The organism is Chitinophaga tropicalis (genome assembly GCF_009758205.1).
In the GTDB taxonomy this organism is placed as follows: domain Bacteria; phylum Bacteroidota; class Bacteroidia; order Chitinophagales; family Chitinophagaceae; genus Chitinophaga; species Chitinophaga tropicalis.
Genome location: NZ_WRXN01000011.1, coordinates 84,045 through 102,264 on the forward strand (window position 1 = coordinate 84,045; position 18,220 = coordinate 102,264).

30 protein-coding genes are annotated in these 18,220 nt (G+C 44.0%); all 30 read right to left on the reverse strand.

The window, feature by feature from the left end; genetic code table 11:
* Positions 1 to 352: 352 nt before the first annotated feature.
* Complete coding sequence (carA, locus tag GO493_RS22030) at positions 353 to 1,462, reverse strand: glutamine-hydrolyzing carbamoyl-phosphate synthase small subunit (protein WP_157308399.1); 1,110 nt, start codon at positions 1,460 to 1,462, stop codon at positions 353 to 355.
* Between the two features lie 96 nt (positions 1,463 to 1,558).
* Positions 1,559 to 2,386: a hypothetical protein gene (locus GO493_RS22035; RefSeq protein WP_157308400.1), complete on the reverse strand. Its 828-nt coding sequence runs from the start codon at positions 2,384 to 2,386 to the stop codon at positions 1,559 to 1,561.
* Between the two features lie 185 nt (positions 2,387 to 2,571).
* A complete protein-coding gene (rplQ, locus tag GO493_RS22040; RefSeq protein WP_157308401.1) occupies positions 2,572 to 3,054 on the reverse strand; it encodes a 50S ribosomal protein L17 in 483 nt (160 codons plus the stop codon).
* Positions 3,055 to 3,128: 74 nt separating this feature from the next.
* Positions 3,129 to 4,124, reverse strand: coding sequence for a DNA-directed RNA polymerase subunit alpha (locus GO493_RS22045; protein WP_012789314.1), 996 nt, complete (start codon positions 4,122 to 4,124; stop codon positions 3,129 to 3,131).
* Between the two features lie 126 nt (positions 4,125 to 4,250).
* Positions 4,251 to 4,856 carry a 30S ribosomal protein S4 gene (rpsD, locus tag GO493_RS22050; RefSeq protein WP_157308402.1) on the reverse strand — a complete coding sequence of 202 codons (606 nt, stop codon included), beginning with the start codon at positions 4,854 to 4,856 and terminating at the stop codon, positions 4,251 to 4,253.
* A 167-nt stretch (positions 4,857 to 5,023) separates the two neighbouring features.
* The gene (rpsK, locus tag GO493_RS22055; protein WP_157308403.1) at positions 5,024 to 5,425 is read right to left on the reverse strand and encodes a 30S ribosomal protein S11; all 402 of its coding nucleotides are present in this window, start codon (positions 5,423 to 5,425) and stop codon (positions 5,024 to 5,026) included.
* A gap of 98 nt (positions 5,426 to 5,523) precedes the next feature.
* Positions 5,524 to 5,904 carry a 30S ribosomal protein S13 gene (rpsM, locus tag GO493_RS22060; RefSeq protein WP_146304511.1) on the reverse strand — a complete coding sequence of 127 codons (381 nt, stop codon included), beginning with the start codon at positions 5,902 to 5,904 and terminating at the stop codon, positions 5,524 to 5,526.
* Between the two features lie 39 nt (positions 5,905 to 5,943).
* Positions 5,944 to 6,060: a 50S ribosomal protein L36 gene (gene rpmJ, locus GO493_RS22065; protein WP_012789310.1), complete on the reverse strand. Its 117-nt coding sequence runs from the start codon at positions 6,058 to 6,060 to the stop codon at positions 5,944 to 5,946.
* Between the two features lie 27 nt (positions 6,061 to 6,087).
* Positions 6,088 to 6,306: a translation initiation factor IF-1 gene (gene infA, locus GO493_RS22070; RefSeq protein ID WP_012789309.1), complete on the reverse strand. Its 219-nt coding sequence runs from the start codon at positions 6,304 to 6,306 to the stop codon at positions 6,088 to 6,090.
* Between the two features lie 114 nt (positions 6,307 to 6,420).
* A complete protein-coding gene (map, locus tag GO493_RS22075; protein ID WP_157308404.1) occupies positions 6,421 to 7,221 on the reverse strand; it encodes a type I methionyl aminopeptidase in 801 nt (266 codons plus the stop codon).
* A gap of 161 nt (positions 7,222 to 7,382) precedes the next feature.
* On the reverse strand, positions 7,383 to 8,720 hold the full coding sequence (secY, locus tag GO493_RS22080) for a preprotein translocase subunit SecY (RefSeq protein WP_317165455.1): 1,338 nt from the start codon (positions 8,718 to 8,720) through the stop codon (positions 7,383 to 7,385).
* Positions 8,721 to 8,822: 102 nt separating this feature from the next.
* Entirely contained in the window at positions 8,823 to 9,269 is a 447-nt protein-coding gene (gene rplO / locus GO493_RS22085; protein WP_157308405.1) for a 50S ribosomal protein L15, read from the reverse strand.
* A 111-nt stretch (positions 9,270 to 9,380) separates the two neighbouring features.
* Positions 9,381 to 9,560, reverse strand: a complete 180-nt coding sequence (gene rpmD, locus GO493_RS22090) for a 50S ribosomal protein L30 (RefSeq protein WP_157308406.1) — start codon at positions 9,558 to 9,560, stop codon at positions 9,381 to 9,383.
* Positions 9,561 to 9,625: 65 nt separating this feature from the next.
* On the reverse strand, positions 9,626 to 10,144 hold the full coding sequence (gene rpsE, locus GO493_RS22095; protein ID WP_012789304.1) for a 30S ribosomal protein S5: 519 nt from the start codon (positions 10,142 to 10,144) through the stop codon (positions 9,626 to 9,628).
* 34 nt (positions 10,145 to 10,178) lie between these two features.
* Complete coding sequence (rplR, locus tag GO493_RS22100; RefSeq protein WP_157308407.1) at positions 10,179 to 10,532, reverse strand: 50S ribosomal protein L18; 354 nt, start codon at positions 10,530 to 10,532, stop codon at positions 10,179 to 10,181.
* An 86-nt stretch (positions 10,533 to 10,618) separates the two neighbouring features.
* Positions 10,619 to 11,173 (reverse strand): 50S ribosomal protein L6, encoded by a 555-nt coding sequence (gene rplF, locus GO493_RS22105; RefSeq protein WP_157308408.1) that lies wholly within the window; start codon positions 11,171 to 11,173, stop codon positions 10,619 to 10,621.
* 134 nt (positions 11,174 to 11,307) lie between these two features.
* A complete protein-coding gene (gene rpsH, locus GO493_RS22110; protein ID WP_157308409.1) occupies positions 11,308 to 11,706 on the reverse strand; it encodes a 30S ribosomal protein S8 in 399 nt (132 codons plus the stop codon).
* Positions 11,707 to 11,832: 126 nt separating this feature from the next.
* Positions 11,833 to 12,102: a 30S ribosomal protein S14 gene (gene rpsN, locus GO493_RS22115; protein ID WP_157308410.1), complete on the reverse strand. Its 270-nt coding sequence runs from the start codon at positions 12,100 to 12,102 to the stop codon at positions 11,833 to 11,835.
* A gap of 73 nt (positions 12,103 to 12,175) precedes the next feature.
* Complete coding sequence (gene rplE / locus GO493_RS22120; RefSeq protein ID WP_157308411.1) at positions 12,176 to 12,751, reverse strand: 50S ribosomal protein L5; 576 nt, start codon at positions 12,749 to 12,751, stop codon at positions 12,176 to 12,178.
* Positions 12,751 to 13,089, reverse strand: coding sequence for a 50S ribosomal protein L24 (rplX, locus tag GO493_RS22125; protein ID WP_012789298.1), 339 nt, complete (start codon positions 13,087 to 13,089; stop codon positions 12,751 to 12,753). The genes rplE and rplX overlap by 1 nt, the downstream gene beginning before the upstream one ends.
* Before the next feature lie 159 nt (positions 13,090 to 13,248).
* A complete protein-coding gene (rplN, locus tag GO493_RS22130; RefSeq protein ID WP_012789297.1) occupies positions 13,249 to 13,617 on the reverse strand; it encodes a 50S ribosomal protein L14 in 369 nt (122 codons plus the stop codon).
* 71 nt (positions 13,618 to 13,688) lie between these two features.
* Positions 13,689 to 13,946, reverse strand: a complete 258-nt coding sequence (gene rpsQ, locus GO493_RS22135) for a 30S ribosomal protein S17 (RefSeq protein WP_157308412.1) — start codon at positions 13,944 to 13,946, stop codon at positions 13,689 to 13,691.
* A gap of 68 nt (positions 13,947 to 14,014) precedes the next feature.
* Positions 14,015 to 14,215 carry a 50S ribosomal protein L29 gene (gene rpmC, locus GO493_RS22140; protein WP_157308413.1) on the reverse strand — a complete coding sequence of 67 codons (201 nt, stop codon included), beginning with the start codon at positions 14,213 to 14,215 and terminating at the stop codon, positions 14,015 to 14,017.
* A gap of 45 nt (positions 14,216 to 14,260) precedes the next feature.
* A complete protein-coding gene (rplP, locus tag GO493_RS22145; RefSeq protein WP_157308414.1) occupies positions 14,261 to 14,680 on the reverse strand; it encodes a 50S ribosomal protein L16 in 420 nt (139 codons plus the stop codon).
* A 43-nt stretch (positions 14,681 to 14,723) separates the two neighbouring features.
* Entirely contained in the window at positions 14,724 to 15,515 is a 792-nt protein-coding gene (rpsC, locus tag GO493_RS22150) for a 30S ribosomal protein S3 (protein ID WP_157308415.1), read from the reverse strand.
* A gap of 43 nt (positions 15,516 to 15,558) precedes the next feature.
* Entirely contained in the window at positions 15,559 to 15,918 is a 360-nt protein-coding gene (gene rplV, locus GO493_RS22155) for a 50S ribosomal protein L22 (protein WP_157308416.1), read from the reverse strand.
* Between the two features lie 45 nt (positions 15,919 to 15,963).
* A complete protein-coding gene (rpsS, locus tag GO493_RS22160; protein ID WP_089835258.1) occupies positions 15,964 to 16,230 on the reverse strand; it encodes a 30S ribosomal protein S19 in 267 nt (88 codons plus the stop codon).
* A gap of 67 nt (positions 16,231 to 16,297) precedes the next feature.
* The gene (gene rplB / locus GO493_RS22165; RefSeq protein WP_157308417.1) at positions 16,298 to 17,131 is read right to left on the reverse strand and encodes a 50S ribosomal protein L2; all 834 of its coding nucleotides are present in this window, start codon (positions 17,129 to 17,131) and stop codon (positions 16,298 to 16,300) included.
* 88 nt (positions 17,132 to 17,219) lie between these two features.
* On the reverse strand, positions 17,220 to 17,519 hold the full coding sequence (gene rplW, locus GO493_RS22170) for a 50S ribosomal protein L23 (RefSeq protein WP_157308418.1): 300 nt from the start codon (positions 17,517 to 17,519) through the stop codon (positions 17,220 to 17,222).
* Positions 17,520 to 17,578: 59 nt separating this feature from the next.
* A complete protein-coding gene (gene rplD, locus GO493_RS22175) occupies positions 17,579 to 18,220 on the reverse strand; it encodes a 50S ribosomal protein L4 (RefSeq protein WP_157308419.1) in 642 nt (213 codons plus the stop codon).

Here is an 18,220-nt window from a genome sequence, read left to right on the forward strand (position 1 = left end):
CTGAGGAATGAATGCACTTGTTTAGCATAAATTTAACCTACAGAATTTTTCCAGACGTTTTTTAGTTCGGAACTTAGCCATATAACACAGAAGTATGATTTTATCAGAATTCTGTAAAAAAGTTGGAAAGAAACTAAAACGTTTTAGCAAAATACCGTATTTTTGTATCAGTTTTTCATAACGTGGAATTTATAAAGGCAAACGGCTCCGATCACGGAGCCGTATTTTTTTGCCCATATCTCAGCAACACAACTGATTACCAAACACTTAGAATAACATCAATTAATAACCATAAATAAAAAGGCGGCCTGGAGTCCAGGCCGCCTTATGTTTTATTCAGCTTTTGGCTGTTTTACATGTTCGCTTTGATCATATTGAAAAAGTCGTCAAACAGGTAACGGCTGTCATATGGTCCCGGAGTCGATTCAGGATGGTATTGCACAGAAAAAGCAGGCTTATTCTTGATACGGATACCTTCTATTGATGAATCATTCAGGTTTACATGCGTGATCTCCACAGTCTGACTGGCCGCTACCGCTTTAGGATCTACCGCAAAACCATGATTCTGGGTAGTGATCTCACAACGGCCGGTTGCCAGGTTCTTTACCGGATGGTTCAGTCCCCGATGACCATGGTGCATTTTATAAGTAGGAATATCATTAGCAAGCGCCAGCAGCTGATGACCAAGACAGATACCAAACATAGGCTTGTTAGCAGCCAGGATCTTCTTCACTGTATCCACAGCATATTTCAAAGGAGCCGGGTCGCCGGGGCCGTTTGAAATGAAGTAAGCATGCGGTTTGAACTTTTCACATTCCTCAAAGGCAGTATCTGTCGGGAATACCTGCAGATAAGCCCCTTTTTCAGACAGACATTTCAGCATATTCCTTTTTACGCCATTGTCCATCACAGCAATACGTATCTCAGCCGCAGGATCGCCAACGTTATAAGGCTCTTTGGTAGATACTTCAGCACAAAGCGCCAGGCCCTCCATAGAAGGTACTTTGGCCAGCTCCGCTTTCAGCTGATCAACATCCAGTATCTCAGAAGAAATGATGCAGTTCATCGCTCCTTTGCTGCGAATATGCGCTACCAGCGCGCGGGTATCCACATCATAGATAGCTACCAGGTTGTTGTCTTTCAGGAACTGCTCTACAGAACCATCCGCCATCTGGCGTGAATAGTTGTAGGCAATATTCTTACATATCAGCCCGCTGATCTTTACACTATCACTTTCAACATCTTCTTTTTTCACACCATAATTGCCGATATAGCAATTGTTCATGATCAACACCTGTCCTTTATAAGAGGGATCAGTAAATACTTCCTGGTATCCTGTCATCCCTGTATTAAAGCACAATTCACCGGCTGCGGTGCCAATTTTACCAAAAGCTTTTCCCTGATACACCGTACCGTCGTCTAACAACAGTATGGCTGGCTGGATTGATCTAGTCTGAGGCATGCTTATTTTTTCGTTTTAAAAAATCGTGCAAAGTTATTGAATAAAAAGATAACAATTAATAAATACCTCTGTTAATTGTCAATCTTTAACATTCAATCACTTAACATGTATCGATTTTATAATACGTTGGGCAGTAGCCGCAGCAGTCGGATCATCCTGACGATAGCGGATGCTTACCTGCCAGCGGTGCTGTCCGTTAACCAGTAACAGGTTGCAGAATGCCAGGTTGATCCCTCCTTTATATACAAAGCTCCCTTCCTGCAGAAGGGCATTCATACCACTCTGCACCAGCGGACTGGATTTATAGTTCAGATCTGAGATCTCCTCTGTATTATTCATTTCCGTTGCAGCATCCTTTCCTGCCACCTCCAGGTCATTCGCAATATTAGGACGGAAGCTGTACATATTCACTTCTACCTGCATCCCCTCCTCTACCCTGTTACGGTAACTTTTGGCATATTCTACCAGTGGAGCGATGTCGGCAGGAAGAGGCTTATCGTTCACCCCCAGATGCATAGGGGTGCTGATTGCCAGGGCCTGGCGACCAATTACCGCTGTCTCCCAGGAAGAGTATAACCATGCTTTGTTGATCTTCGGGAATATCATATTAAAGACCACCCGTTTGCCGAGGTAACCACCGGCTACAGCTACAAGGCCCACCGCCAGTATCAGTGTGATGATCACGCCCCGACGGCCGGCCCATGCCAGGTAACTCTCAGATAATTTCCTTACAGACACGGATCTTGATCTTTTAGGAACGATGCCTACAGCACGTTGAAAGGTCTCGAAATCGCCTTCGGGATGCTTACGCTTCCATTCGGCATAGTTGCTTGGCAGTTTTTTGCCACATTGTTCGCAAAAGGTGAGGAACTCGGATTTCAATTCGTTATGGTGTCCACAGCCTTTACACTTCAGGTATAGCATAGATAGGGTGATTAGGTAATAGGTATCGGACACGATATTACAAAAAATTATAATTAATTCAATGTTTTAAGACGCCAAAACCTGCTCCGCCAAGGTCTTCAGTTGGTTACCATTCAAATAAGGACAAAAAAAATCCCGGAGGGTGAACTCCGGGACCTTTTATGAATTGAAGCAACGCTAAATGACTATTCAGCTGCTTTTTCTTCAGTTGATGCTTCCGCTTCGCCTTCAGCTTTCTTTTTGCTACCACCAGCGCGACGGGTTTTCTTGGCAGGAACTGCTTTTTCTTCAACTTTACCACCATAGATCTCGTTAAAGTCTACCAGTTCAATCAGGGCAGTTTCCGCGTTGTCACCAACACGTTTGCCCAATTTAATGATACGGGTATAACCACCGGGACGGTTAGCGATCTTCTCGCTGATAGCACCGAACAGTTCCTTGATAGCTTCTTTCTCCTGCAGGTAGCTGAACACGATCCTACGGTTGTGAGTAGAGTCGCTCTTTGCTCTTGTCAGCAAAGGCTCAACGTAAACACGCAGTGACTTGGCTTTAGCCAGTGTAGTAGTGATACGTTTGTGTTTGATCAGCTCTATTGCCAGGTTAGACAGCAGGCTTTTACGGTGGGCAGCAGTTCTGCCGAGGTGGTTTAATTTTACTCCGTGACGCATGACGTTTTGTTTTTGATTCCTCTGTACCGTGTCAGGAATTACAGAGTACTTATGTTATAAATGAATAGCGAAGACTATTCTTCGTCCAATTTCAGTTTTGAAAGGTCCATACCGAAGTGTAAACCTCTTTCGTTTAACACCTGCTCGATCTCGCTCAGGGATTTCTGACCGAAGTTCCTGAACTTCATCAGCTCTTCCTGTTCGTACTGAACCAATTCGCTCAGGGAGTTGATCTTGGCAGCTTTCAGACAGTTGAAAGCACGAACGCTGAGGTCCAGATCTTCCAGTGGCGTTTTCAGTATCTTACGCAGCTGCAGTGTCTGTTCGTCCACAACATCTTCTTTCTCCGTGTCTTTTGTATCGAAACTGATGTTTTCATCGGTGATGATCATCAGGTGTTGTATCAGGATGCGGGATGCCTGTTTAACAGCTTCTTCCGGATGGATAGTACCGTCAGTGATCACTTCCATGATCAGTTTCTCGTAGTCGGTCTTTTGTTCCACACGGGTGTTTTCGATGCTATACTTCACATTTTTGATCGGGGTGAAGATAGAGTCTATAGCGATATAACCGAAAACGGCATCTTTAGGTTTATTCTCTTCAGCGGGAACATAACCACGGCCTTTACCGATAGTCAGTTCAATATCCAGCTTTGCAGAAGGATCCAGCGTACAGATCAGCAATTCAGGGTTCATGATCTGGAAAGCGCTGGTCGCTTTCTCGATCATATCAGCGCGGAATTCAGTTTTTCCTTTGATGGAGATCTGAATCTTCTCATTGTTCACTTCATTCTCAACAATACGTTTGAAACGCACCTGTTTCAGGTTCAGGATGATCTCAGTAACGTCTTCGGTGATTCCTTTCAGTGTAGCGAACTCATGATCAGCACCTTCTATTTTTATTCCCACAATGGCATAACCCTCAAGAGACGACAGCAACACACGACGAAGCGCGTTACCCACGGTCACCCCATAACCCGGTTCTAACGGCCGGAATTCGAATTGTGCTTCAAAGTCAGTAGACTTCTGCAAAACGATCTTATCAGGCTTTTGGAAATTCAGAATTGCCATTGATATGTTAAGTTTAATTGTTTATGTAAAACTGTCCATAGCCATTAACATGCGGCCATTAGTAACCTGTGTAAAGTTATTACACCGGCAACTAATGACCCATGACTAACGGCTAAAGACATATTATTATTTAGAGTACAATTCTACAATCAGCTGCTCCTTAATGTTCTCAGGAACGCTTTCTCTCTCAGGATATGCAATGAAAGTACCTTTCTGTTCTTTTTCATTCCAATCCAGCCAGCTGAATTTAGGATTTTTACCGCGAATATTGCTTGTAATAGCAGTATTCTCTGCAGCTTTACCTTTCAATCCGATGATATCACCTGGTTTCAGCTGATAAGAAGGGATGTTCATTACGTGACCGTTAACAGTGATATGCTTGTGAGATACCAGCTGACGGGCTGCAGGGCGGGAAGGAGCGATACCCAGACGGAATACGGTGTTGTCCAGACGTGCTTCCAGCAATTTGATCAATACCTCACCGGTAACACCTTTACGACGGTTAGCTTCAACAAACAGGTTAGCAAACTGGCGTTCCAGTACACCATAAGTGTATTTTGCCTTCTGTTTCTCACGCAGCTGCAGAGCGTATTCACCCAGCTGTTTGCGCTTACGGGTTACACCATGCTGACCCGGAGGGTTGCTGTTCTTTCCTAAATACTTACCATTTCCTAAAATGGGCTCTCCAAAAATCCTGGAGATCTTGGTCTTTGGTCCTGTGTACCTTGCCATGTTCTTTTACTAGATTTTTTAGTTCCGGTATATGCTCTTTAAAAAATCTTAAACCCGATCATATACCCATTGTTAAAATTAAAATTCTAAAGCGGAAAATCGAAAGTAGTAAGTAGAAGTATTCCTTCAGACTTTCCACTTTCGAAGTTCCACTTAATATGTAGATCCTACACCCTTCTTTTCTTGGGAGGACGACAACCGTTGTGAGGTAAAGGCGTAACGTCTTTGATCATGTTCACCTCGATACCGGAGTTAGCGATAGCGCGGATAGCACTTTCACGACCAGCACCAGGACCTTTTACAAAAACATCTGCTCTTTTCAGACCTGCATCGATTGCTGTTTTTGCAGCATCGGAAGCAGCTAACTGGGCTGCGTATGGAGTGTTCTTTTTAGAACCTTTGAAGCCCATTTTACCAGCAGTAGACCAGGAGATAACCTGACCCTGTTTGTTGGTAATGCTGATAATGATGTTGTTAAAACTAGCAGAGATGTGTACATCACCGTAGTTATCAACTTTAACTACTCTCTTTTTGCTAGCAGCTGCTTTTGTATTTTGTGCTTTTGCCATAATTATAAAAAATTCCAGGTTCCAGGTTCCAGATTCCTCCTGCCATATACATATACACGACTACTGGAGACCGGAACTTGTTATTTGTATTATCAAGATTATTTCTTAGGCGCTTTCTTCTTACCTGCAACCGTTTTACGTTTACCTTTACGGGTACGGCTATTGGTACGGGTACGCTGGCCTCTTAACGGTAAGCCCTTCCTGTGGCGAAGACCACGATAACAAGCGATGTCCAGAAGACGTTTGATGTTCATCTGTACTTCAGAACGCAGCTGACCTTCTACCTTAAACTCACCATTGATGATGTTACGGATAGCAGCCTGCTCATCATCGTTCCAGTCTTTTACTTTCTTGTTGAAGTCTATTCCGGACTTTTCAAGAATATATTGAGCAGTAGAACGGCCAATACCAAAGATATAGGTCAGACCAATTTCTCCTCTTTTATTTTTAGGAAGATCGATACCGGCGATACGTGCCATATTTGTATTTTATTTACTAGTTACTGTTATTAAGAAATATTATCCCTGACGTTGTTTAAAACGGGGATTCTTTTTGTTGATCACCAACAGTTTACCCTTCCTGCGCACGATCTTGCAATCTGCACTTCTTTTTTTTATGGAAGCTCTTACCCTCATAAGTTAAAATTATAAGTCTGTGTATTGTTATTTATATCTGAAAATTATTCTGCCTCTGCTCAAATCGTATGGACTCATCTCCACTCCCACTTTATCACCAGGCAGAATGCGGATATAGTGCATTCTCATTTTTCCAGAAATGGTTGCCAGAATCTCATGCCCGTTCTCTAATTTAACACGGAACATAGCGTTAGACAAGGCTTCAAGTATAATTCCATCCTGCTTAATGAGTGCCTGTTTTGCCATAAAAATTTTTAGGACTGCAAAGATAGCAAAATCTTAAGAAAAAAGAAAATTAATAAAATAAACGTGAATAATTAACCTTTTCAGATAATGCCGAATCTTCTTAGTTATTAATTATCAATAATTTGCGTTTAATGCCGGATTTTCCTGCTCGGCCTTTTCTATGCCGGCAAAAGAGGATAAGATATCAGCTTTGCCTTTCATTACAGCCACATTGTGTTCATAATGCACGGATGGTTTTTCATCACGGGTAATAACTGTCCATCCGTCTTCCATGTATTCCACGTCTTTTACACCCAGGTTGATCATAGGTTCAATAGCTATAACCAGACCTTCTTTCATGATCGGACCACTACCGCGTTTACCGTAGTTAGGTACCTGGGGGTCTTCATGCAGGTTACGGCCCAGTCCGTGACCTACCAGTTCACGTACCACACCATATCCATATTGCTTCTCTGTATGTTCCTGGATAGCATAGGCAATATCTCCTATACGGTTGCCGGCTATTGCCTTCTCGATACCTTTATAGAGAGCAGCCTTGGTTGTTTTCATCAGCTGCAGCACTTCAGGCTTTACATTGCCAATGGCAAATGTGTATGCGCTGTCTCCATGAAAGCCATTCAGCAGTACACCTACGTCCACACTTACAATATCTCCGTCCTGGAGTACATAAGCATTGGGAATACCGTGTACCACCTCTGCATTCACGGAAATGCAGCAGCTTTTGGGAAATCCTTTATAATTCTTGAAAGAGGGCACTGCGCCGTTAGCCAGAATGAATTTTTCCACTATTGCATCAATATCCAGGGTAGTCATACCTGGTTTGAGATGTTTCGCCACCTCTTCCAGTGTAGCACTTACCAGTAATGCGCTTTTGCGCATCAGCTCAATTTCATCCTTAGTTTTATAATGCACCATATTGAAAAACCGGGTTAGAAAGCTCAATTGCGAATTTATTGCAGGGTATTGCTTTAATTAAAAAAGTTAGCCACCCAAGTATAAAACCTGCAGAGAGGGGTCCCTCTACTGTCGGCTTTATACTTTTGTGGCTATCAGACCAGGGGCAGCCCGGATCAGGATCAGACGTTAGCCGGAGCTGTTCTGCCTTTGATACGGCCTGTGCTCATGAGACCATCGTAATGGCGCATCAGCAGCTGGCTTTCTATTTGCTGGAGAGTATCCAGGATTACACCTACCATGATCAGCAATGAAGTACCACCAAAGAAGGTAGCAAAGTTGCTGTTAATGTTAGCTGCTGCGGCCAGACCAGGCAGGATACCTACCAATGCCAGGAAGAATGCTCCCGGCAGGGTGATGCGGTCCATAACAGCTCCTATATAATCAGCGGTAGCCAGACCAGGTTTAACACCCGGAATGAAACCGTTGTTACGCTTCATTTCATCTGCCATAGTGGTAGGATTGAAGATGAGCGCCGTATAGAAATAAGTAAATACAATCACCAGTACAGCGTAGATCAGGTTATACCAGCCATTGGTATGGTCACTGAAGATACGGATGAACGCAGAACCGCTGTCAGTAGCAAAACCGATCGCTGTTGCAGGTATGAACATGATAGCCTGGGCAAAGATAATAGGCATTACACCTGCCGCATTTACCTTCAGGGGGATGAACTGACGTACACCACCAAACTGTTTGTTACCAACAATACGTTTTGCATAGTTTACAGGGATCTTGCGCGTACCCTGTACCAGCAGGATAAGGCCAATAGTGATCAGCACGAAAACTGCCAGCTCGATCAGGAACAGCATTGGTCCGCCGTTGCTCTGGGCATTCCTGGAAGAGAATTCCTGGATAATAGCCTGGGGCAGACGGGCAAGGATGCCTACCATGATAATGATGGAAGTACCGTTACCGATACCTTTATCTGTGATCTTCTCTCCCAGCCACATTACAAACAGGGTACCTGCAGTAAGAACAACAGTGGTGGTGAGCCAGAAGAAGAATGTACCGTATTCGGGGATGATAGCACTACCGGACTGGTTCCTGAGGAATGCTACATAAGCACTTGCCTGGAAGCCGGTAACAATAACTGTCAGTAAACGTGTGAACTGATTAATCTTTTTCCTTCCGCTCTCTCCTTCCTTCTGTAATTTCTGGAAGTATGGCACGGCGATTGTAAGCAGTTGTATGGCAATAGATGCAGAGATATAGGGCATTATGCCGAGTGCAAAAATGGACGCCCTGGAGAACGAACCTCCTGCGAACATATTAAACAGCCCGAGAATACCTTTTTCGGACCGGTTGGCAAAATCTCCCAAACTGTTGGCATCAATACCGGGCAACGCGATATAGGATCCTACACGATAGATGAGGACAAGGAGCAGGGTAGTGAGGATGCGGTTACGCAGGTCCTCAATGCTCCAGATATTCTTAATCGTTTCGACAAATTTCTTCACAGGAAGATGAGTGTTTAATATGGATGTGTGATGTTTCCTCTCTGGCTTAATAAAATGTGAAAAGACGCACTACTCCGTAGGCGTCTCCTCAGTCGTGAAATCTTATACCAGCTCTACTGATCCACCCGCCGCTTCAATAAGTTGCTTGGCTTTCTCGCTGATCGCATTCACTTTTGCGGTTATCTTTGACTTCAGTTCTCCTGTACCCAGAATTTTCACTTTAGCAGTCCTGCTTATCAAAGCATTCATGTAGAGATTTTCCAGGGAGAAGTCCTGCAGACCGTATTTCTCAACCAGGTGATCGATCTGACCTACGTTAAATACCTGGTATTCAACGTGACCAGGATTTTTGAAACCACGTTTAGGCATACGACGCTGGATTGGCATCTGACCACCTTCGTGACCTCTTTTGCTCTGGTAACCAGCGCGGGACTGACCACCTTTATTACCTTTAGTAGAAGTACCACCTTTACCGGAAGCTTCACCACGACCAAGGCGTTTCTCTTTATGTACGGAACCGTTTGCAGGTTGTAACGTATGCAGATTCATGTCTAATTTTTTTACTTACGCGGAAATTAACCGCTCGCTTTAAATGTATAAATATTTCTTGTAAAATATCTGGTATAAATGTAGTATTATTTTCCCGGCTAATAAAAGATATTAAGCCTGCTCTACTTTTACCAGATGATCTACTTTACGTACCATACCCAGGATCTGGGGGGTAGCTTCCACTTCTACAGTGGCGTTCAGTTTCTTCAGTCCCAGGGCCTTCAGGGTCAGCTTCTGGCGTTCAGGACGGTCTATACCACTTTTAACTTGAGTGATCTTGATCTTTGCCATTGTTATTTGAATTAGCACTTTACAATTTCAGGACGGCGTAACCGTCCTGTTACCGGTCAGTGATATTATCCGTTAAAAACTTTCTTCAGTGATACGCTTCTGGTTTTTGCAATCTGAACAGGCTCACGCAGCAGGCCTAAAGCTTTAAATGTAGCTTTTACCACGTTGTGAGGGTTAGCAGAACCCAGAGATTTAGCCAGAACGTCGGTGATACCAGCGCTTTCCAGTACGGCACGCATAGAACCTCCGGCAATTACACCTGTACCGTGAGCAGCAGGTTTGATCAGGACTTTAGCAGCACCTTCTTTAGCCAGCTGGTCATGAGGAATAGTACCATGCATTACAGGAACTTTGATAAGATTTTTCTTAGCATCGTCTATACCTTTGGTGATAGCTTCCTGTACTTCTTTGGCTTTACCAAGACCGTGTCCTACTACGCCGTGTTCGTTACCTACAACAACCAGGGCAGAAAAACTGAATGTACGTCCGCCTTTGGTGGTTTTGGTAACACGGTTGATAGCCACTACCTTCTCTTTCAGCTCCAGGTCACCGGCCTTTACTTTATTAAATGTATTCTTTGCCATTTTGTTATTTGCGAATTACGATTTAATCAATTTATTAGAATTGGAGACCACCTTCCCTGGCTCCATCAGCTACACTCTTAATGCGGCCATGATACAGATAACCACCGCGATCAAACACACAGGTAGTGATACCCAGTGCTGTTGCTTTGGTAGCCAGTGCAGCACCTACGAGTTTGGATTTCTCGGATTTGGTACCTTTCTGTGCTTTGATGTCTTTATCACGTGAAGAAGCAGCCGCCAGCGTAACGCCGTTGGTATCATCTATCAATTGCACGTAAATGTCGCTATTGCTGCGAAATACAGATAATCTTGGCTTCTGCGCACTACCGGATACCTTTCTGCGGATACGGTAGCGGATTTTCTGTCTCCTATTAACTTTTGTGCTCATTTCTCTGTTTGTTTTTATCATTCCGATGCTGCCGGAATGGTGTTGAACCAGCTAACCGGCATTGCTGCCGGTCAGCTGATTAAAATTTATTTACCTGCAGACTTACCTGCTTTCTTACGAACCACTTCATCACTGTAGCGAACACCTTTACCTTTATAAGGCTCTGGTTTACGCAGGCTACGGATTTTGGCGGCAACCTGACCCAGCAGCTGGTTGTCAATACCTTCCAGCATAATTTTAGGGTTGGCACCTTTTTCAGTAAGGGTAGATACTTTCAGTTCTTTAGGAACTTCGATCACGATGTTGTGAGAATAACCTAAAGACAGATCAAGTAACTGACCGGAGTGAGCGGCTTTATAACCTACACCCACCAGTTCCAGTTGTTTCTTGAAACCTTCGGTAACACCTTCCACCATATTGGCGATCAGTGCGCGGTACAGGCCATGCAGAGCGCGGTGACGGATCTGATCAGTAGGACGAACTACGGTCAGAACGCCATCTTTTACTTCTATTTTGATATCCCTGTCGATGTTCTTTTTCAGTTCACCTTTAGGGCCTTTTACAGTCAGTTCATTAGCAGGGGAAACAGTTACTGTTACACCGCTGGCTAATTTGATAGGACTTTTACCTATACGAGACATAATTGCAGTTTTTACTGTTATGTTTGGATTCCGGTCTTTCCGTGTTCAGCCCCGTATAGAAAGCTTAATTGTCAGAAGGACCATTTGAAAGTGACTGGTTGCCCACCTGTAAGGCTAAACAACTGGTCTATATATTAGTAAACGTAGCAAACTACTTCGCCACCTACATTTTGAGCTTTGGCTTCCTTGTCGGTCATTACACCTTTGGAAGTAGAGATGATTGCCACACCCAGACCATTCTTGATACGTTTGAAATCAGCTGGTTTGGAATACTGGCGCAGACCTGGACGGCTGATACGCTGCAGATCAGTGATTGCAGGTATTTTAGTCTGAGGGTCATACTTCAGAGCTATTTTGATAAGGCCCTGTTTAGTATCTTCTTCGAATTTGTACTTCAGGATGTAACCTTTGTCGTACAGGATCTCAGTAATACGTTTTTTCAGTTTAGAGGCAGGAATTTCCACAATCCTGTGGTTGGCCATTTGCGCGTTCCGGATTCTGGTCAGGAAGTCTGCTATTGGATCAGTAACCATTGTTTTTGAAAATTAAAAACTGTTTACAATGCGATATCCAATCAGTAATAGATAGGAAGATCTTTTAAAAATTTGTCATTCATTGAACACCCGTCCTCTCCGGGATGGGCGCCAACCGGGAATGTCTTACCAGCTGGCTTTTCTTACGCCCGGAATTTTACCAGCCAGTGCCAGGTCACGGAACATGTTACGGCAGATGCCGAAGTGACGCATGTAACCTTTAGGACGGCCGGAAAGCTGACACCTGTTGTGCAGGCGAACGGGAGAAGCGTTTTTAGGAAGCTGATCCAGAGCAGCGTAGTTACCTTCTGCTTTCAGGGCAGCACGCTTTTCTGCAAACTTGGCAACCAGCGCTTGTCTCTTTCTCTCGCGGGCTTTTACGGATTCTCTTGCCATAATTAGTTAATAATTGCAGTTTATAAAAATTCCAAATTCCAAAACCCCCAGGGCTTTGGAATTTGATCAGATATTATTGATTATCTTTCTTCATGTTTTTGAACGGCATACCCAGTTCTTTCAGCAGCTCATAAGCTTCTTCATTGGTCTGGGCAGTAGTAACAAAAGTGATATCCATACCGGAGATCTTTGTTACTTTATCGATGTCGATCTCAGGGAAGATGATCTGCTCAGTGATACCCAGGGTATAGTTACCGCGGCCATCGAAAGCTTTTTCATTTACTCCTTTGAAGTCACGTACACGAGGCAGTGATACAGCGATCAGACGATCCAGGAAATCATACATATTGTTACCACGCAGCGTTACGCGGGCGCCGATAGGCATGTTTTTCCTGAGTTTGAAGTTAGAGATATCCTTTTTAGACAGGGTAGCAATAGCTTTCTGACCAGAGATACGGGTCATTTCGTCTACTGCGATGTCTACCAGTTTTTTATCACCAACAGCTCCGTTAATACCCTGGTTCAGACAGATCTTTACCAGGCGTGGTACCTGCATAACACTTTTGTAGCTGAACTTCTTATGGAGAGTGTTCACCACTTCAGAGCGGTATTTGGCTTGCAGTCTGGGTGTGTATTTAGTGTTTGCCATTATTTGATTACCTCCCCTGATTTTTTAGCTATACGAACTAATTTACCGTTTTCGCGCTGCCTGTTAACCTTTGTAGGTTTACCGGCTTTGGCATCCCATAACATTACGTTAGAAATGGCGATGGGAGCTTCCTGTTTAACGATGCCGCCTTTAGTGTTCTGAGCGGTAGGTTTGGTATGTTTGGTGATGATGTTCACACCTTCAACCAGAATGCGTGCCTTGTCAGGGATCACTTCCAGCACCTTGCGGGGCTTGGTCCTGTCCTTGTCATCACCGGCAATCACCACAACCGTGTCGCCTTTCTTAATGTTGAACTTCGGCTTGAATCTCGTTTTCATTATTTGTTTATTTAAAACGCCAAGCGAAACACCTGTTCCGCTTGATTAATATTGTCGTTTTTGAAACGGGCTGCAAAGATATGCTTTTAAGCTGAAAGCACAAAGCCAAAAGATTTTTTAACTTTTCGCTTCATGCTTTCAGACTTAAACGAGCTGTTATTACAGCACCTCGGGAGCCAGAGAAATAATCTTCATGTATCCCTTATCGCGCAGCTCACGGGCAACCGGACCGAAAATACGGGTACCGCGCGGCTCGTCAGAGTTGTTCAGCAATACAACGGCATTATCGTCAAAACGGATATAAGATCCGTCTTTACGGCGCAGCTTATTTTTAGTTCTTACGATAACAGCTTTGGTTACCATACCTTTCTTCACGCCACCACCAGGAATTGCATCCTTTACGGTTACAACGATCTTGTCGCCTACTTTAGCGTAATCCTGGCCGGAGTTACCTAAAACCCTAATACACAGCACCTCTTTGGCACCGCTGTTATCAGCTACATTCAGCCGTGATTCTTGTTGTATCATCTTGTATGATTTGTAAGTTGTCTAATCAGCGGCTACACCCAGGATTGCCGGATGCAGCTTGAAACAAATAATTATTTTACTTTTTCGATAACTTCTACCAGTCTCCAGCATTTGTTTTTGCTGAGAGGGCGAACTTCCATGATTCTCACGGTGTCACCAATGCTGCACTCGTTTTTCTCGTCGTGCGCCATGAACTTGGTAGTTTTTTTAACGAACTTACCATAGATCGGGTGTTTCACCTTACGCTCAACGCTCACGGTGATGGTTTTCTCCATTTTATTGCTGGATACAACACCAATCCTGGATTTTCTTAATTTTCTTTCGATCATTGTTGAAAGTATTTACTCTTCAATCTTCCGTTTTTGCGGAGGACGAATGAATTTATTTATTCAGGCCCTTAGAAGCCCAGTTCTCTTTTGCGCTGCTCGGTTTTCAGCTGTGCGATCTGACGCCTGAGAGAGCGGATGCTCATTGGATTTTCTATGGGCGTGATAGCGTGGCTGAAGGTGATTTTTTTCAGACGTAATTGCTCCTCGGAGATCTTGTCTTTCAGTTCCTGATCACTCAATGCTTTCAGGTCCAGCTTTTCTTTTACCATTTTATATAAGTTTCTGGTTTTATCGTTTATAGTTTACCGGGCAGATTAAGCAACGTAATCGCGACGTACTACAAATTTCACTTTAATAGGCAGTTTCTGTGCTGCGAGTTCCATTGCTTCCTTAGCAACCTGTAAAGGAACACCGTCCGCTTCGAAAAGAATACGGCCTGGTTTCACAACGGCTGCCCAATGGTCAGGAGCACCTTTACCTTTACCCATCCTCACTTCCAGTGGTTTGGCGGTAATAGATTTATCCGGGAAAATACGGATCCACACGTTACCTTCACGTTTCATATGCCTGGTCAGAGCCACCCTGGCAGCTTCAATCTGCCTGTCAGTGATCCACTTAGGTTCTAATGCTTTCAGACCGAAGCTACCAAAGGAAATCGCCGCGCCACGCTTAGCGTTACCTTTGATGCGGCCTTTATGCATCTTCCTGTGTTTCGTTCTCTTTGGCTGTAACATCTTGGTATGTTGTTAATTGTTAATGTTAAATTGTTAAGTAAGCTTATCTGCGGCCGCCGCGTTCGCCACCGCCTCTTCTTTCACCACCACGGTTATCACCGCCTCTTCTGTCACCACCGCGATTATCGCCACCTCTTCTTTCACCGCCACCTGTACGACCTTCGCCTTCTTTACCGGAAATAGCGTTAGGGTTCAGGTCACGTTCACCAAGTACTTCACCTTTACAGATCCATACTTTGATACCGATCTTACCATAAACGGTCAGAGCGAAAAGAGAAGCATAGTCGATATCCATACGGTAAGTGTGCAGAGGTACACGACCCTGTTTCATTTCTTCAGAGCGCGCAATTTCAGCACCACCCAGACGACCACCTACTTTAATTTTGATACCTTCAGCACCCATTCTCAGTGCAGTGGCAATTGCCATCTTGATAGCGCGTTTATAGTTAATACGGCTCTCAATCTGCTTAGCGATGGTTTCAGCTACGATATTGGCATCTATTTCAGGACGACGGATCTCCAGGATGTTGATCTGTACGTCTTCTTTACCTGTCAGTTTTTTCAGCTCTTCCTTGATGCGGTCTACCTCTCCACCACCTTTACCTATGATGATACCAGGTTTGGAAGTATGAATGGTGATGATCAGCTTACCTAAAGTTCTTTCGATCACTATCCTGGAAATGCCACCTTTGTTGATACGGGCATTCAGGTAAGTCCTGATCTTGTTATCCTCGATCAGTTTGGTAGCGTAATCCTTTTTGCCACCATACCAATTAGAGTCCCATCCTCTGATGATACCTAACCTGTTACCAATAGGATTTGTTTTCTGACCCATGTTCTGGTTTATTTGTCTATTAGATGAATAGTTTTAGTTTCTTTTATTTTGCTTCCACTACCGGACGGCTATCCACAACAATTGTTACGTGGTTGCTTCTTTTGCGCACACGGTAACCTCTACCCTGTGGAGCAGGACGCATTCTTTTCAGGATACGGCCACCATCAACGAAGATGGTTTTAACCTGCAGGTTAGCATCTTCTGCTCTTGTGCCTTCGTTCTTCTGTTTCCAGTTAGCGACTGCAGACAACAGCAGTTTTTCCAATGGAACACTGGGATGCTTCGGATGGAATTTCAAAATATTCAGAGCTTTTTCTACATCCAGGCCACGGATCAGGTCTGCCAGCAAACGCATTTTGCGGGTAGATGTAGGATTATTTTTAAGCTTAGCTACTGCTTCCATTTTCTTTTTATTTGATGTCCGGGGTTTTAAATCCCGGACGATTTACTACATTTTCTTGTTAGCGTGTCCTTTAAAGTTGCGGGTAGGAGCAAATTCACCCAGTTTATGACCAACCATAAACTCTGTTACGTAAACAGGGATGAATTTATTACCATTATGCACCGCAAAAGTGTGGCCTACAAAATCAGGCGTGATAGTAGAACGACGGCTCCAGGTCTTGATAACAGTACGCTTGGTGCCTTCATTCATTTTCTCAACTTTCTGCTCTAATTTCTGGTCAACATAAGGACCTTTTTTTATGGAACGACCCATGTCTTATTATTTTTATTCAGTACCGCCTGGCGTAATCAGCTCAGCGGAACTGATAAGGCGTTAAGTTTTATAATTTCTTACCGTTTTTCCTGCTGATGATCAGTTTATCAGAGCTCTTATGCGGCTTCCTTGTTTTCAGACCTTTCGCATATTTACCTGTTCTGGATCTTGGGTGACCACCGGAAGATTTACCTTCACCACCACCCATCGGGTGATCTACAGGGTTCATTGCCACACCACGGTTACGAGGCTTAATACCCCTCCAACGGTTAGCACCAGCTTTACCGATAGACTGCAGGGCATGGTCAGAGTTAGAAACTGTACCTACTGTTGCAGCGCAGGAGATCAATACTTTACGCAGTTCGCCGGAAGGCATTTTCAGTACGGCATATTTTTCCTCTTTGTTGGACAGCTGGGCATAAGTACCGGCGCTTCTTGCAATAGCACCACCTTTACCAGGCTGCAGCTCGATGTTGTGAACAACAGTACCCAGAGGCATGTTTTTCAGCACCAGCGCGTTACCAACTTCAGGAGCTGCATCAGGACCGCTTACAACTGTAGCGCCTACCTGCAGGCCCTGAGGAGCCAGGATGTAACGTTTCTCACCATCTGCATAGTTCAGCAGAGCGATGAAAGCACTACGGTTAGGATCATACTCGATAGTCTTAACTGTAGCCGGAATATTGTGTTTGTCGCGTTTGAAATCTATGATACGATAGTGCTGTTTGTGTCCACCACCAATGTAGCGCATAGATCTTCTACCCTGTACGTTCCTACCACCTGTTTTCTTTACAGGTTCCAGCAAGGTTTTTTCAGGAGTATCCGTGGTCAGCTCAGCGTACGCGTTGCCTATTTTCCAACGGGTACCGGCTGTCATCGGTTTGTATTTCTTCAGTGCCATGATCTAGTGTCTTGTTTAACTAGTTGCTGTTTATTAAAAGTGATCTGCATATACATCCATCATCCTGTTATTTCAACAGGAATGAGCACTATATGTTAGCATACAGATCTATAGTTTCTCCTTTTGCCAGTGTAACAACTGCTTTTTTGTAAGCAGGTTTTTTACCAGCTATGAAACCTGCTTTGGTAAAGCGGAATTTGCTTTTTCCAGGCATTACGGCAGTGTTCACTTCTGCTACGGATACACCGTAAAATTCTTCCACTGCTTTTTTGATCTCCAGTTTGTTGGATTTTTTATCCACAATGAAGTAGTAGCGGTTGAATTTATCAGTGGCCTTGTTCACTTTCTCACTTACCACCGGTTTGATTAAAACGTCTGAAAGTTTCATCTTTTATAGCTTTGAGTTGCAAGCTTTTGGCTGCAGCTGTGTTTTTGTATTGTTGACAATTAAGCTTCTGCTACCGGTTCTTCTGTGAAGATCCTGGCAGCGCTCTCCGTAAATACGATGTAGTTGCTGTTCATGATATCATAAGTATTGATATCGCTCAGCATAACGCCGTCTACGGTAGGGATGTTCCTCAGAGACAGGTATACATTATCATTGTACTCAGGCAGTACGAATAAAGTCTTACGGCCGCTTACATTTACATTCAGCTTGCTCAGGATACCGGCAAACTGTTTGGTTTTAGAAGCCTGAAGATTCAGATCTTCCAGTACAATGATGCTGTTCTCTTTAGCTTTAGTAGACAGGGCAGAGATCTTAGCCAGATCTTTCACCTTCCTGTTCAGCTTAATGTCGTATTTGTGCGGTTTAGGACCAAAGATGGTACCACCACCTTTATACAGTGGGTTACGGATGTTACCTTTACGGGAACCACCAGTACCTTTCTGCTTGTGTAATTTGCGGGAAGCACCTTTTACTTCAGCCCTTGTCTTTACCTTGTGAGTACCCTGACGCTGAGCAGCCAGATACTGTTTTACTGCGAGGTAAATGACGTGGTTATTAGGCTCCACTCCGAAAATCTCTTCAGGAAGCTCAATAGTTCTTCCGGTTTTCTTACCTTCTATATTTAAAATATCAACTTGCAT

Excerpts from the sequence above, each read along its gene's own strand:
- carA (WP_157308399.1), bottom strand. The coding sequence starts at position 1,462 with ATGCCTCAGACTAGATCAATCCAGCCAGCCATACTGTTGTTAGACGAC.
- GO493_RS22035 (WP_157308400.1), bottom strand. The coding sequence starts at position 2,386 with ATGCTATACCTGAAGTGTAAAGGCTGTGGACACCATAACGAATTGAAA.
- rplQ (WP_157308401.1), bottom strand. The coding sequence starts at position 3,054 with ATGCGTCACGGAGTAAAATTAAACCACCTCGGCAGAACTGCTGCCCAC.
- GO493_RS22045 (WP_012789314.1), bottom strand. The coding sequence starts at position 4,124 with ATGGCAATTCTGAATTTCCAAAAGCCTGATAAGATCGTTTTGCAGAAG.
- rpsD (WP_157308402.1), bottom strand. The coding sequence starts at position 4,856 with ATGGCAAGGTACACAGGACCAAAGACCAAGATCTCCAGGATTTTTGGA.
- rpsK (WP_157308403.1), bottom strand. The coding sequence starts at position 5,425 with ATGGCAAAAGCACAAAATACAAAAGCAGCTGCTAGCAAAAAGAGAGTA.
- rpsM (WP_146304511.1), bottom strand. The coding sequence starts at position 5,904 with ATGGCACGTATCGCCGGTATCGATCTTCCTAAAAATAAAAGAGGAGAA.
- rpmJ (WP_012789310.1), bottom strand. The coding sequence starts at position 6,060 with ATGAGGGTAAGAGCTTCCATAAAAAAAAGAAGTGCAGATTGCAAGATC.
- infA (WP_012789309.1), bottom strand. The coding sequence starts at position 6,306 with ATGGCAAAACAGGCACTCATTAAGCAGGATGGAATTATACTTGAAGCC.
- map (WP_157308404.1), bottom strand. The coding sequence starts at position 7,221 with ATGGTGCATTATAAAACTAAGGATGAAATTGAGCTGATGCGCAAAAGC.
- rplO (WP_157308405.1), bottom strand. The coding sequence starts at position 9,269 with ATGAATCTGCATACGTTACAACCTGCAAACGGTTCCGTACATAAAGAG.
- rpmD (WP_157308406.1), bottom strand. The coding sequence starts at position 9,560 with ATGGCAAAGATCAAGATCACTCAAGTTAAAAGTGGTATAGACCGTCCT.
- rpsE (WP_012789304.1), bottom strand. The coding sequence starts at position 10,144 with ATGGCAAAGAATACATTTAATAAAGTAAAGGCCGGTGACCTGGAGCTG.
- rplR (WP_157308407.1), bottom strand. The coding sequence starts at position 10,532 with ATGAGCACAAAAGTTAATAGGAGACAGAAAATCCGCTACCGTATCCGC.
- rplF (WP_157308408.1), bottom strand. The coding sequence starts at position 11,173 with ATGTCTCGTATAGGTAAAAGTCCTATCAAATTAGCCAGCGGTGTAACA.
- rpsH (WP_157308409.1), bottom strand. The coding sequence starts at position 11,706 with ATGGTTACTGATCCAATAGCAGACTTCCTGACCAGAATCCGGAACGCG.
- rpsN (WP_157308410.1), bottom strand. The coding sequence starts at position 12,102 with ATGGCAAGAGAATCCGTAAAAGCCCGCGAGAGAAAGAGACAAGCGCTG.
- rplE (WP_157308411.1), bottom strand. The coding sequence starts at position 12,751 with ATGGCAAACACTAAATACACACCCAGACTGCAAGCCAAATACCGCTCT.
- rplX (WP_012789298.1), bottom strand. The coding sequence starts at position 13,089 with ATGAAAACGAGATTCAAGCCGAAGTTCAACATTAAGAAAGGCGACACG.
- rplN (WP_012789297.1), bottom strand. The coding sequence starts at position 13,617 with ATGATACAACAAGAATCACGGCTGAATGTAGCTGATAACAGCGGTGCC.
- rpsQ (WP_157308412.1), bottom strand. The coding sequence starts at position 13,946 with ATGATCGAAAGAAAATTAAGAAAATCCAGGATTGGTGTTGTATCCAGC.
- rpmC (WP_157308413.1), bottom strand. The coding sequence starts at position 14,215 with ATGGTAAAAGAAAAGCTGGACCTGAAAGCATTGAGTGATCAGGAACTG.
- rplP (WP_157308414.1), bottom strand. The coding sequence starts at position 14,680 with ATGTTACAGCCAAAGAGAACGAAACACAGGAAGATGCATAAAGGCCGC.
- rpsC (WP_157308415.1), bottom strand. The coding sequence starts at position 15,515 with ATGGGTCAGAAAACAAATCCTATTGGTAACAGGTTAGGTATCATCAGA.
- rplV (WP_157308416.1), bottom strand. The coding sequence starts at position 15,918 with ATGGAAGCAGTAGCTAAGCTTAAAAATAATCCTACATCTACCCGCAAA.
- rpsS (WP_089835258.1), bottom strand. The coding sequence starts at position 16,230 with ATGGGTCGTTCCATAAAAAAAGGTCCTTATGTTGACCAGAAATTAGAG.
- rplB (WP_157308417.1), bottom strand. The coding sequence starts at position 17,131 with ATGGCACTGAAGAAATACAAACCGATGACAGCCGGTACCCGTTGGAAA.
- rplW (WP_157308418.1), bottom strand. The coding sequence starts at position 17,519 with ATGAAACTTTCAGACGTTTTAATCAAACCGGTGGTAAGTGAGAAAGTG.
- rplD (WP_157308419.1), bottom strand. The coding sequence starts at position 18,220 with ATGCAAGTTGATATTTTAAATATAGAAGGTAAGAAAACCGGAAGAACT.